Genomic DNA, 12285 nt, shown 5'->3' with positions numbered 1-12285 from the left:
CGGGGCTGCTGGTAACGCCGAATCAGGATCAGAAGATGCTGATTGGGTACTCGACGAATACGCGGACTTCGTTGCCGTCGTCGTTGTAGCCGTTCTGGCGGACTGCGGTGTTGGTACGCACGATGGAGCTACGCACCTTGACCGACAGGTCCTTGGCCGGGCCTTCCTGGACGACGTAGCGGATCTGGTTGAACAGTTCGCGCTCCTTGCCCTCGCCGAAACCGTGGGTGTTGATGTTGTCGCCACGCACGTAGGCGAGCTTGTAGGTCAGGCCAGGTACGCCGAAGGCGCCGAAGTCCAGACCGTAGCCGATCTGCCAGGAGCGCTCGTCCTCGGCGTTGAAGTCGGACCAGTAGGAGTTGGCCAGGTAGATGGTCGAACCACCGTCACCCACGCCGCCACGGTTCTGGTACCAGCCGTAGTTGTAGCCGGTGTCGCCGGTGCTGCGCTGGTGGGCGATGGTCACCGAGTGAGGGCCGAAGGCGTAGGTGGCTGCCAGGCTCCAGATGGTGTTGGAGTCGCCGGTCAGGCCAGCTTCACGCTCGTACTTGCTGTCGATGCTGGTCTTGTAGCCGTTGAAGTCCAGGGTCAGGGACTGGTCGTCGGCGATCGCGTGGACGTAGTTCAGGCCCAGGTAGTGCTTCTTCAGCACGTCCTCGACATCGGAGGTGTACAGGGAGCCGGTGAAGTTGTCGGTGAACTGATAGCTGCCGCCGAACACGTTGATCGACTTCAGGCCGCCACTGTCGCGACCTTCGGCGCTCTTGCGCGCTTCCTGGGTGAAGCGACCGGCGTTGAGCTCCAGGCCCTTGATCTCCTTGGAGGTGATCATGGTGCCGGTGAAGCTTTCCGGCAGCAGGCGCGCGTCGTCGTACTGCAGCACGGGCAGCGCTGGCATCTGGTCACCGTACTTGAGCACGGTGTTGGAGACACGGAACTTGATGGCGGCGCCAGCACGGGCCAGGTTGTGCGGCGAGTTGGATGGCTCGGTGTCGCTCGGCTTGAAGAAGTCGACGCCCGCGCCACCGTTGTGGCCCTTGCCACCGTCTAGGCGGATGGCGTAGAGGCCGAAGGCATCGACGCCCACGCCCACGGTGCCCTGGGTGAAGCCCGACGAGAAGGTGCCGATGAAGCCTTGGCCCCACTCGATCTGGTCGTTGGTGCCGTGCTTCTTGTCGCGGTTGATGTAGGCGTTGCGCAGCAGGACGCTGGCGCTACTGTCTTCGATGAAGCCCTTGCTTTCGGCCTGTTCGTTGGCCTGGGCCTGAGTCGCGGCGATCATCGCCAGTGCGACCAGGCTGATCCTGGTTTTCAACATGTTGTTTTCCTTATTTCTTAATCAAAAACGCTCTGCAATATGACGCCAGGAACCAACGCCCCTTCGTAGGTTCGACGCTATGCGGATCCGAACTGAAAAGGCCCGCCAGCAGCGGGCCTCGCAGCAGCATGGCCAAGTCATGGCCAGCAGGCGTTGGCCGAATCCTAGCCGCCTGTGCTTCGGCATGTCAAAAAATCGTGAAATGCAGGTGGTTATAACCAAGATCATGCGTTTGGCAGGTGTGTTCGTGGCCATATCCCTCCAGCTTCTGGACAATTTGCCTCTTGTCGGCAACTGCCCCGGCCAGTGGGTGGAAGGAGACTCCCGGGTTACCCGCATGGCTCGGGACCCGGGGGCGCGAAGCGGCCCCAAGACGCCCGTTTGACGGGCCGGTATTCGAGTCGCCATAAGTACGAAACATCTACGACTAAAGTCGTAGAAACAAAGTGATACATATGTAAAGACAAGAGCTTACAAATACCCGAGCAAGAGCAAATAACAAGCATTATCATCCGCATCCATTTTTCACCTACCGCCCTTTCGGATGTGTCCATGCTTGTTCCCTGCCGCCTGTCACCCCTGACGCTGGGCCTGTCGCTGCTGTTCAGCGCCGGGCTGGCCAATGCCGCCACCACTACCCTGCCGGAGCTGTCGGTCACCGCCGACAGCGACCGTGAGCGCGACACCCCCAGGGTCAAGGAAGTCAGCACCGCGACCCGTACCTCCACGCCGGTGCGCTACGTACCCCAGGCCATCGACACGGTGAAGACCGACAACCTCCTGGACTACGGCAGCAATACCCTGGGCAAGGCCCTCGAAGGCATCCCCAACGTCAGCAGCGGGGCCGACACCCGCTTCGACAGCGTGCGTATCCGCGGCTTCGATGCCAGCAACGACTTCTACCTGGACGGCATCCGCGACGATAGCCAGTACGTGCGCGACCTGCACAACATCGAGCGGATCGAAGTGCTCAAGGGCCCGGCAGCGGTGCTCTACGGCCGTGGCAGCCAGGGCGGCATCGTCAACCGGGTGAGCAAGGCACCCGAGCACGGCCGCCGCTCGAGCATCGAGGCCCGTGGCGGCAGCGAAGACCTGCGCAGCCTGTATGCCGACCTCAGCGCCGACCCCAGCGACACCCTCAGCCTGCGCCTGAACATGGGCAACGAAGACAGCAACAGCTTCCGCGACGGCGTGGACGGCAACCGCCAGCTGTTCGCCCCATCCATGAGCTGGCAACTCACCCCGGAGCTGAACTGGCTGGTGCAGTACGAGTACAGCCGCTACAACCGTACCCCGGACCGTGGTATCCCTGGCGTCGACGGCCGCCCGGCGGATGTCGGGCGCGACACCACCTACGGCGATACCCAGCGCGACTTCATCGACGACAAGGCCCAGTCGCTGCGTTCGCGGCTGAACTACCAGCTCAGCGACAACTGGCAACTGCGCCACACCCTGGGCCTGTTCAAGCTCGACAGTGAGTTCGACAATACCTACCTGACCGGCTACGCCCCCAGCACCAACCTGGTCTCCCGCCAGCGCTGGCAGCAGGACCTGAACACCCGCAACCTGTTCAACAACCTGGAAGCCGAAGGCGACATCGCCACCTGGGGCCTGGAACACAAGCTGCTGGTCGGCGTTGAGATCGGCAACCAGCGCCGCGATCCGCTGCTGCGCTCCGCCGGCCCGTCGGTACCAGGGGTGGACCTGGACAACCCCGACCGCAGCCAGCAGCACAACGGGCCGATGACGGTGACCAGCGACAACCACACCGTGGTCGACAGCCGTGGCCTGTACCTGCAGGACCAGATCCGCCTGAACGATCAGTGGCAGATCCTCGCCGGCGTGCGCTTCGACCGCTTCGAGGTGGAAACCACCAACAGGCTGAACGGCCTGTCCGAGAAACAGGACAGCACCAGCACCAGCCCACGCCTGGGCGTGGTCTATTCGCCCTGGCGCGAGCATTCCTTCTATGCCTCCTGGAGCAAGACCTTCTCGCCGGTCGGTGGCGGGCTGATCGGCATCACCCCGGGCGCGACGGGCAATGCCAACCAGACCAGCCCGGAACACACCCGGCAGAAAGAGATCGGCGTCAAGAGCGACTGGCTCGACGAGCGCCTGACCACCACCCTGGCCCTCTACGAGCTGGAGCTGTACAACCGCCGCACCCGCGACCCGAACGACCCCACCATCACCCTGCTCAGCGGCCTGCAGCGCTCGCGCGGCATCGAGCTGACCGCCACCGGCAACATCGTTGGCAACTGGTACGTACGCGGCGGCATCGGTATCCAGGACGCGACCCTCGTCAAGGACAACAACGGCCAGGAAGGCAACCGCATCAACAACGTGGCCAAGCGTAACGGCAGCCTGTTCATCACCTGGAAGCCGGAGCTGGGCTGGTACGCCGAGACCGGCCTGACCCTGGTGGGCGAGCGCTATGCCGACAACCAGAACACCACGCTGATGCCAGGTTATGGACGCTGGGACGCCCTGGCCGGCTACCGCACCCATGACTGGGATGTGCGTGCGGCGCTGAGCAACATCACCGACAAGACCTACTACAGCTCGGCGACCAGTGCGGCGCAGATCCAGCCGGGCGAGCCGCGCAGCCTGGTGGTCACCGGGACCTACAGCTTCTGACCCTGTGGCAGTCCCTGCAACGAAAAACGCCACCGCGACATGCGGTGGCGTTTTTCGTTGCAGGGCTCCTGCCCGGGTCAATGCCAGTCAGCCAACAGCGCCTCGAGCTCCGCTTCGCTGATCAGGCCTTGAGGGTATCGCCCATCCAGCAGACGTCGTGGGTCGGTCGTCCTGACCGGATGGCTTCCATGCTGTTTCAACCACTGCGTCAGGATCCTGAGCGATTGGTGGTTCACTGCCGAGGGGGGCAAAACCGACTCACTTGCTGCATTCATCTCCACACGTACTCCCTGGGGCCGTGAGCGGTTAACTTACGTTGGTTTTGTTACAGAACGGCGTAGGCCTAACTGTATGAAACACAATGAAAAAACAATACAAATCCTGTGCCATGCCCCCCACCGGCCATCGCCAGGAAAAGAAAGGGGCCGCTTCACGGCCCCTGGACATCAACCGCGCTTGACCGGCGCTGGTTGCTGCTGGGTCAGGCAGTGGATGTTGCCACCGCCGAGCAGCAGTTCGCGGCCCGGGATCATCACCACTTCATGATCCGGGAAAACCTTGGCCAGGATCGCCCGGGCCTGGGCATCGGCCGGGTCGTCGAAGCTCGGCGCGATGATCCCGCCGTTGACGATCAGGAAGTTGACGTACGAACCGGCCAGGCGCACCGACGGGTTGCGCTCCTGGCTGCCGAGCACCTGGTCGACACCGGCGCACTCTTCTTCGGTGGCATACAGTGGGCCCGGGATCGGCATCTTGTGCACCACGAACTCGCGGCCCTTGGCGTCGCGGCTGTTCTTCAGCACGTCGTAGGCAGCGTGGCAGCGCGCGTAGTTGGGGTCGTTGGAATCGTCGGTCCAGGCCAGTAACACTTCGCCGGGGCTGACGTAACAGCAGAAGTTGTCGACGTGGCCGTCGGTCTCGTCGTTGTACAGGCCTTCCGGCAGCCAGACGATGGTTTCCACCGCCAGGTGTTCACGGAGGATCGCTTCGATCTGCTCGCGGTTCAGGTGTGGGTTGCGGTTGCGGTTGAGCAGGCATTCCTCGGTGGTGATCAGGGTACCTTCGCCATCCACATGGATCGAGCCACCTTCGAGCACGAAACCTTCGGTGTGGTAGCGCTGGCAGCGCTCCATCTCCAGGACCTTGGCCGCCAGCGCCTCATCGCGGTTCCAGGGCGCGTACAGGCCGCCCTCGAAGCCACCCCAGGCGTTGAAGCCCCAGTCCACCCCACGCACTTCGCCCTGGTCGTTGATGACGAAGGTCGGGCCGGTGTCGCGCACCCAGGCGTCGTCGCTGCTGATTTCCACCACGCGGATGTTGGGCAGGTCCAGTTGACGGCGGGCATTCTCGTACTGGCCGGCGGAGACGGCCACGGTGACCGGCTCGAAGCGGGCGATGGCCTTGGCCAGGGTCACGTGTGCGGCCTGCGCCGGCTTGCCGCCCAGGCGCCAGTTGTCCGGGCGCTCCGGCCAGACCATCCAGACCTGGGTTTGCGCAGCCCACTCGGCAGGCATGTGGAAGCCGTCGGCACGCGGGGTGGTGTTGAGGGTTTTCATGGGTAACCTCTGCGAAGGCCCGGCGCCGGTTGCGCCGGGTCGTTGATCGATCAGGATTCCAGCGGGCCATCCAGGTCGAAAGTATGCACCAGCACACCTTCCGCGGTCGTGGCGGGTTCCTGTTGGTGACGTGGCGAAATTTATAACCGATAAATATCGACTTTAAAAGCCAAAAAACAGACTTGACCGACATAAGGCTGCCGCCTAGAACGATAAAAATCTGGCTGAGACGTCTCAGGTGGTATTTGGGGGCCGCTTCGCGGCCCCCGGCAGCAGTTGAACGTCTGCGCCCTACCGCCGCTAGAGATCCTCCCCCAGCACCCGGTCGACGCTGTCGACGAAGTAATCCACGCTCTCCCGCGTGGTGCACATCGGCGGCTTGATCTTGAGGATGTTCAGGTAGTCGCCGGTCGGCTGCATGAAGATCCCCAGGTCGCGCAGCCGGTCGCACAGCACTTTGGTTTCCTCGCTGGCCGGTTCCAGGGTCTGGCGATCGCGCACCAGCTCCAGCCCCAGGTAGAAGCCCGAGCCATGGGCGGCGCCGGCAAGTGGATGTTTATCGACAAGCGCTTGCAACCGCGCCTTGAAATACCGCCCCACCTCGCGGGCGTTGTCCCACAGGCCCTCGTCGCGCATCACGTCCAGCACCGCCAGGCCGATGCGGCAACTGACCGGGCTGCCTCCGGCCGAGGAGAAGAAGTAGCCCTCGGCCTCCAGCGCCTCGGCGATCTCCCGCCGGGTGATCACCGCCCCCAGCGGCTGCCCGTTGCCCATGCCCTTGGCCATGGTGATGATGTCCGGCACCACACCCTGCTCCTCGAAGCCCCAGAAGTATTCGCCCAGGCGGCCGTAGCCCACCTGCACCTCGTCGGCGATGCACACCCCGCCACGCGCGCGCACCTTGGCATAGGCCTGGCGCAGGTAGCCCTGGGGCAGCGCGATGCCGCCGGCATTGCCGTACACCGGCTCGCAGATGAAGCCGGCCAACTGCCGGCCGCGCGCGTCGAGGTCGGCGAGCTTGGCCTCGACATCGCGCAGGTAGCCGGCGGCGCTGTCCGGGCCACGGTAACGGCCCCGGAAGGTATTGGGCGCTTCCACCGGGTGCACCCAGTCTGGCCGGGTCTCCAGGGCCTGGGGGTTATCGGCGATGGACGTGGAGATGGCATCGGTGGCCACCGACCAGCCGTGGTAGGCCTCCAGCACGCTGAGCAGGTCGCGCCCGCCGCTGTAGGCCCAGGCCAGGCGGATGGCCAGGTCGTTGGCTTCGGTGCCGCTGTTGACCAGGAACACCCGGTCGAAGCCCTCTGGCGCCAGCGCCAGCAGGCGCTCGGAAAACTCGGCGATGGCCGCGTAGTGAAAGCGCGAGTTGGTGTTGACCCGCGACCACTGCCGGGCCGACTCGGCCGCCATGCGCGGGTGGCCATGGCCGAGCACGGCGACGTTGTTGAGCATGTCCAGATAGGAGCGGCCCTGCATGTCGACCAGGTAGTTGCGCCAACCCCGCTCGATATGCGGTGGCTGCGCATAGTAGTGCTTCTGCGAACGGGCGAAGCTGGCCTCGCGGCGGGCCAGCAGGGCTTGCGGGTCGACCAGCGGTTCGGCGTCGCAATCGAAGCCGAGCAGGGGCCGTGGCGACGGGCACAGGGCCAGCCACGCCTGGGCCTGCGAGGGCATGGCGAAGAACGGGGGCTGCTGGCCGTCGTCGCGGCACAGTTGGACGCCCAGGAAGCCGCAGGTGGTTCCCAGCACTTGCCCTTTGGCCAGGGCCTGGCCATCCGCCGGCGCCTCTTCCAACCCCTTCAGCCACAGGCTCCAGTGCGAGGTGCGCAGGCAGCCCCGGCCATCGCCATCACGTTGCCAGGTGCCCGCTGCTGGCGCCTGCAGCACGCTGCCAGGCGGCACGTTCAGCTCCACGCCCAGGGCGCAGGTGGCCGGCTCCTGGGGGCGATCGACATGGGTCTGCGACAGCCGGTACTGGCCGTGCAGGGTGCAGGCCGGGGTGGCTTGCGCAGCCAGCAGGCGCTGGTCGAAGCCGGGTTGCTCCCAGTTGCCCGCCTCGCAGTGCGGGCTGAGCACGCCCAGGTCGAGCCGTGCCACGGCCTGCCCGGCCAGGGCCGGCAGCAACGGCACGCACCCATCCAGTGCCAGTGGTGCCAGGGCGTGCCCGCCAGCCTGCAGGATCGCCGCCTCCATCAAGGCGAAGGGCAGGCTGCAGGCGGTATCGAAGATCTCCCATTCGTGGGGGATGTTGTCGCGGATGTACTGGTTGCCGGGCTCCACACGCAATTGCTCTTCGCTGCTGAGCACCAGGACTGCGGCACGCATCAGCACCAGCGGCCACAGCGCACGCAGCTCGGCTTCCTGCAAGGGGTTGATGGCCTGGTAGGCACTGACCGCCGGCAGGATGCGCAGCGGATCGCCTTCGGCGTGGTGCAGCAGGGCCGCACAGGTGACGGACAGGTCAGCGATGCGCCAGGTGCGCAACAGGTCGCCGAAGTCGATCACGCCCTGCAACTGCCATTGGCGTTCGGCGTCGCGGGCCCAGACGGTGTTGTCGTCGGTGATGTCCAGGTGCACGGCCTGGCTCGGCAGCGCCCCTGCCAGGGGCTGCAGGCGCTCGACGGCAAGACGGGTGACCTGCTCGACTTGCGCACGCCGCCTGTCGTCCTGCAAGGCTGGCAGCAGGTGCCCGATCAGCGCCTGTGCATGGCGTGGATCCCACTGCAGGGTGCGCTCCAGGCCTGGGTGATCGAAGCCTGCCAAGGCCTTGTCGACTCGAGCGCACAAGCCGCCCAGCTCGGCCATCAGGCACGGCGCCATGTGCTTGAGGCGGGTCAGTGGCTGGCCGTCGAGGTAGTCGAGCAGGCGCACCCGCAGCGGCTGGCCGTCGATGTCCAGCGTCAGCAGGTCCTGGCCGTCGCGGGCCTGGCGTACCGCCGGCACCGGCAGCCCCTGCGCGCGCAGGTAGGCCAGCGCTGCATGCTGGGCCTGCAGCTCCACCTCGGCATAGCTGCCGTGGCAGGCCTTGAGCACGAAGCGGCCCTCGGCGCTGTCCAGGCACAGGTTCAGGTCCTGCTGGCTGCCCAGGGGGTGCAAGGCCCCTTCCAGGTCGTAGTGCGCCCGCAGCAGGGCGTGGGCCTGGGCTTCGCCGAGCGAGGGGCTGGGCTGGCTGGAACGCTGGATCAGGGTGCTGAGGGGCATGGAAAAGGTACCTCGTTTTTTTGTCGCTTATATCGCCACCGCTGCTGCCGATATACAAGAGGCAGGCGATGACTATGTCGATCGGTCAAGGCCGGCAAAGGCTCGACGGCATCGCTTGTAACCCGGCCCCCGAGCCGCCAAGCTAGTGTTTCCAGGGGACCTGAACCCGCTTTTCCAGAGGCAGTTTGAGATGCGCATTCTCGTCACGGGTGGCGCCGGCTTCATCGGCTCGGCCCTGATCCGCCACTTGATCGACCACACCGAGCATGAGGTGCTGAACCTCGACAAGCTCACCTACGCCGGCAACCTCGAGTCCCTGCGCAGCATCGCCACGAATACCCGCTACGAGTTCGTCCAGGCCGACATCGCCGACCAGGCCACCGTCAGCGCCTTGCTGGCGCGCTTCGAACCCCAGGCGATCATGCACCTGGCGGCCGAGTCCCACGTGGATCGCTCCATCGACGGCCCGGCGGCGTTCATCCAGACCAACATCGTCGGCACCTATGCCCTGCTGGAGGTCACGCGCGCCTGGTGGAGCCGGCTGCCGGCCGAACAGCGCAGCGCGCTGCGCTTCCACCACATTTCCACCGACGAGGTCTATGGCGACCTGCATGGCGCCGACGACCTCTTCACCGAGTCCACGCCCTACGCGCCCAGCTCGCCCTACTCGGCCAGCAAGGCAGCCTCCGACCACCTGGTCCGTGCCTGGCATCGCACCTACGGCCTGCCGGTGCTGATCAGCAACTGCTCGAACAACTACGGCCCGTTCCACTTCCCCGAGAAGCTAATCCCGCTGATGATCCTCAATGCCCTGGCCGGTAAGCCGTTGCCGGTGTATGGCGATGGCCAGCAGGTGCGTGACTGGTTGTTCGTCGAGGACCATGCCCGCGCCCTGCTCAAGGTCGTGAGCGAAGGACAGGTCGGCGAGACCTACAACATCGGCGGCCACAACGAGCAGAAGAACATCGACGTGGTACGCGCCATCTGCGCCCTGCTCGAAGAGCTGGCGCCCCAGCGCCCAGCCGGCGTCACCCACTACGCCGACCTGATCACCTTCGTCCAGGACCGCCCCGGCCATGACCTGCGCTACGCCATCGACGCCGGCAAGATCGAGCGGGAGCTGGGCTGGGTGCCGCAAGAAACCTTCGACAGCGGCCTGCGCAAGACCGTGCAGTGGTACCTGGACAACCGCCAATGGTGCCAGCACGTCCAAGATGGCAGCTACCAGGGCGAGCGCCTGGGCAATACCGACTTCAAGGACCTGATCGCATGACCAAGGGCATCGTCCTGGCAGGCGGCTCCGGCACCCGCCTGCACCCCATCACCCTCGGCGTCTCCAAGCAGCTGCTGCCGATCTACGACAAACCGATGATCTACTACCCGATCTCGGTGCTGATGCTCGCGGGCATCCGCGACATCCTGCTGATCTCCACGCCCCAGGACCTGCCGCAGTACCGCCAGCTGTTCGGCGACGGCAGCCAGTTCGGCATCGCCCTGAGCTACGCCGAGCAGCCCTCGCCCGACGGCCTGGCCCAGTCCTTCCTGATCGGCGAGCAGTTCATCGGCAACGACCCGGTGTGCCTGATCCTCGGCGACAACATCTTCCACGGCCAGGGCTTCAGCGAGCAGTTGCTGCGCGCGGTGAACCAACCTTCCGGCGCCACGGTGTTCGGCTACTGGGTCAAGGACCCGGAGCGTTTCGGCGTGGTCGAGTTCGACGACCAGGGCCGCGCCCTGTCCATCGAGGAAAAACCCATCGCGCCCCGCTCCAGCTATGCCGTGACCGGCCTGTACTTCTACGACAACGATGTGATCGAGATCGCCAAGGGCATCCGCCCGTCAGCCCGAGGCGAACTGGAGATCACCGATGTCACCAACGCCTACCTCAAGCGTGGCGACCTGCGCGTGGAGCGGTTCGGTCGTGGCTTCGCCTGGCTCGACACCGGTACCCACGACAGCCTGCTGGAGGCCTCGCAGTACGTGCAGACCATCGAGCATCGCCAGGGCCTGAAGGTGGCCTGCCTCGAGGAAATCGCCTTCCAGAAGGGCTGGATCAGCCGCGAGCAACTGCTGGCCAAGGCCCATGAACTGAAGAAGACCGGCTATGGCCAGTACCTGGGCAAGCTGGCGGAAGAGTACCCATGAACGTCATCGCCACGCAGATCCCCGACGTGCTGATCATCGAGCCCAAGGTGTTCGGCGACAGCCGGGGGTTCTTCTTCGAAAGCTTCAATGCCCGTGCATTCGCGGCGCAGACCGGCGTCACCGTCGACTTCGTCCAGGACAATCACTCCCGCTCCCAGCACGGCGTACTGCGCGGCCTGCACTACCAGGTGCAGAACCCCCAGGGCAAGCTGGTCCGCGTGGTCCAGGGCGAGGTGCTGGACGTGGCAGTGGACATCCGCCGCAGCTCGCCGACCTTTGGCCGCTGGGTGGCGGTGCGCCTGTCGGCCGACAACCATCGCCAACTGTGGATCCCGCCGGGGTTCGCCCATGGCTTCGTGGTCCTGAGCGAATCGGCCGAGTTCCTGTACAAGACCACCGACTACTACAACCCCGCCGCCGAGCGTTGCATCCGCTGGGACGACCCGGACCTGGCCATCGACTGGGCCGTGCCAGGCCCGCCGCAGCTGTCGGCCAAGGACCAGGCCGGCGTATCGCTGGCCGAGGCGCAGCTGTTTCCATGAAGATCCTCGTGTGCGGCCGCAACGGCCAGCTCGCCCAGGCGCTGCAAGGCGCACTGGCGGGCTTGGGCGAACTGCACCTGCTCGGCCGCGAGCAACTCGATCTGGCCCACCCCGAGGCGCTGCGCGAACCGCTACGCCAGCTCGCCCCCGACCTGATCGTCAACGCCGCGGCCTATACGGCAGTGGACCAGGCCGAACAGGACGCGCAACGGGCTTTCGCCATCAACGCCGAAGGCCCACGGGTACTGGCCGAGGAAGCCGCGCGCCTGGGCGTGCCGTTGATCCACTACTCCACCGACTACGTCTTCGATGGCAGCAAGCCCAGCCCCTACACCGAACAGGACACGCCCCATCCATTGAGTGTCTATGGGTGCAGCAAGCTGGCCGGTGAGCAGGCCATCGCCGCGGTCGTGGGCGAGCACCTGATCCTGCGCACCAGTTGGGTCTACTCGCTGCACGGGCGCAACTTCCTGCTGACCATGCAGCGCCTGCTGCAGGAGCGGCCGCAATTGCGCGTGGTGGACGACCAGATCGGCGCACCGACCTGGACCGCCACCATCGCCGCCAGCACCCGCGCCCTCATCGAGCGCTGGCAGGCCGGCCAGCCCGGCGCCTGGGGCACCTACCACCTGACCGCCCAGGGCGAGACCTCCTGGTTCGGCTTCGCCCAGGCCATCGGCGAACACCTGCGCGCCCAGGGGCTACCCTGCGCCGAGCTGCTGCCGATCCCTTCCAGCGAATACCCGACCCCGGCACGCCGCCCACGCAATTCGCGCCTGGACTGCTCGCGCCTGGCCCGTGAATGGCAGGTCAGCCAGCCGCACTGGCGCCAGGCGCTGATCGACTGCCTCAAGTAGCGCATAATTGCGCCAGATCCTTCTGGCGC

The 12285-nt window shown here is 65.6% G+C and carries 9 protein-coding genes; 5 read left to right on the top strand and 4 right to left on the bottom strand.

The window, feature by feature from the left end; translation table 11 throughout:
* Positions 1-28: 28 nt before the first annotated feature.
* Positions 29-1318 carry an OprD family porin gene (locus NJF35_RS03860; protein WP_225786616.1) on the bottom strand — a complete coding sequence of 430 codons (1290 nt, stop codon included), beginning with the start codon at positions 1316-1318 and terminating at the stop codon, positions 29-31.
* A 552-nt stretch (positions 1319-1870) separates the two neighbouring features.
* Between NJF35_RS03860 and NJF35_RS03855 the strand changes: the two genes are divergently transcribed.
* Positions 1871-3955 carry a TonB-dependent receptor gene (locus tag NJF35_RS03855; RefSeq protein ID WP_225786617.1) on the top strand — a complete coding sequence of 695 codons (2085 nt, stop codon included), beginning with the start codon at positions 1871-1873 and terminating at the stop codon, positions 3953-3955.
* A 77-nt stretch (positions 3956-4032) separates the two neighbouring features.
* On the opposite strand, the gene NJF35_RS03850 is transcribed toward NJF35_RS03855, so the two are convergent.
* From NJF35_RS03850 to NJF35_RS03840, 3 genes are all read right to left on the bottom strand, one after another.
* Positions 4033-4230, bottom strand: a complete 198-nt coding sequence (locus NJF35_RS03850) for a hypothetical protein (protein WP_225786862.1) — start codon at positions 4228-4230, stop codon at positions 4033-4035.
* 171 nt (positions 4231-4401) lie between these two features.
* A complete protein-coding gene (gene aguA, locus NJF35_RS03845; protein ID WP_225786618.1) occupies positions 4402-5511 on the bottom strand; it encodes an agmatine deiminase in 1110 nt (369 codons plus the stop codon).
* A 300-nt stretch (positions 5512-5811) separates the two neighbouring features.
* Complete coding sequence (locus NJF35_RS03840) at positions 5812-8712, bottom strand: aminotransferase (RefSeq protein ID WP_253090683.1); 2901 nt, start codon at positions 8710-8712, stop codon at positions 5812-5814.
* Positions 8713-8902: 190 nt separating this feature from the next.
* Here NJF35_RS03840 and rfbB point away from each other — a divergent pair, with 190 nt between their 5' ends.
* From rfbB to rfbD, 4 genes are read left to right on the top strand one after another with little or no spacing between them, the layout of a single operon-like run.
* Positions 8903-9985 carry a dTDP-glucose 4,6-dehydratase gene (gene rfbB / locus NJF35_RS03835; RefSeq protein WP_253080281.1) on the top strand — a complete coding sequence of 361 codons (1083 nt, stop codon included), beginning with the start codon at positions 8903-8905 and terminating at the stop codon, positions 9983-9985.
* Positions 9982-10857 carry a glucose-1-phosphate thymidylyltransferase RfbA gene (rfbA, locus tag NJF35_RS03830; protein WP_253090682.1) on the top strand — a complete coding sequence of 292 codons (876 nt, stop codon included), beginning with the start codon at positions 9982-9984 and terminating at the stop codon, positions 10855-10857. The genes rfbB and rfbA overlap by 4 nt, the downstream gene beginning before the upstream one ends.
* Positions 10854-11399, top strand: a complete 546-nt coding sequence (rfbC, locus tag NJF35_RS03825; protein WP_253090681.1) for a dTDP-4-dehydrorhamnose 3,5-epimerase — start codon at positions 10854-10856, stop codon at positions 11397-11399. The genes rfbA and rfbC overlap by 4 nt, the downstream gene beginning before the upstream one ends.
* A complete protein-coding gene (rfbD, locus tag NJF35_RS03820; RefSeq protein WP_225786623.1) occupies positions 11396-12256 on the top strand; it encodes a dTDP-4-dehydrorhamnose reductase in 861 nt (286 codons plus the stop codon). The genes rfbC and rfbD overlap by 4 nt, the downstream gene beginning before the upstream one ends.
* Positions 12257-12285 lie beyond the last annotated feature (29 nt).

It is taken from the genome of Pseudomonas guariconensis (genome assembly GCF_024127895.1).
Classification (GTDB): Bacteria; Pseudomonadota; Gammaproteobacteria; order Pseudomonadales; family Pseudomonadaceae; genus Aquipseudomonas; species Aquipseudomonas guariconensis_B.
The sequence above is the reverse complement of the archived record's forward strand: the minus strand, read 5'-3'. Positions and strand labels throughout refer to the sequence as shown.

Bases quoted from the DNA above. Each gene is read 5' to 3' on its own strand.
- NJF35_RS03860 (WP_225786616.1), bottom strand. From the start codon at position 1,318: ATGTTGAAAACCAGGATCAGCCTGGTCGCACTGGCGATGATCGCCGCG.
- NJF35_RS03855 (WP_225786617.1), top strand. From the start codon at position 1,871: ATGCTTGTTCCCTGCCGCCTGTCACCCCTGACGCTGGGCCTGTCGCTG.
- NJF35_RS03850 (WP_225786862.1), bottom strand. From the start codon at position 4,230: ATGAATGCAGCAAGTGAGTCGGTTTTGCCCCCCTCGGCAGTGAACCAC.
- aguA (WP_225786618.1), bottom strand. From the start codon at position 5,511: ATGAAAACCCTCAACACCACCCCGCGTGCCGACGGCTTCCACATGCCT.
- NJF35_RS03840 (WP_253090683.1), bottom strand. From the start codon at position 8,712: ATGCCCCTCAGCACCCTGATCCAGCGTTCCAGCCAGCCCAGCCCCTCG.
- rfbB (WP_253080281.1), top strand. From the start codon at position 8,903: ATGCGCATTCTCGTCACGGGTGGCGCCGGCTTCATCGGCTCGGCCCTG.
- rfbA (WP_253090682.1), top strand. From the start codon at position 9,982: ATGACCAAGGGCATCGTCCTGGCAGGCGGCTCCGGCACCCGCCTGCAC.
- rfbC (WP_253090681.1), top strand. From the start codon at position 10,854: ATGAACGTCATCGCCACGCAGATCCCCGACGTGCTGATCATCGAGCCC.
- rfbD (WP_225786623.1), top strand. From the start codon at position 11,396: ATGAAGATCCTCGTGTGCGGCCGCAACGGCCAGCTCGCCCAGGCGCTG.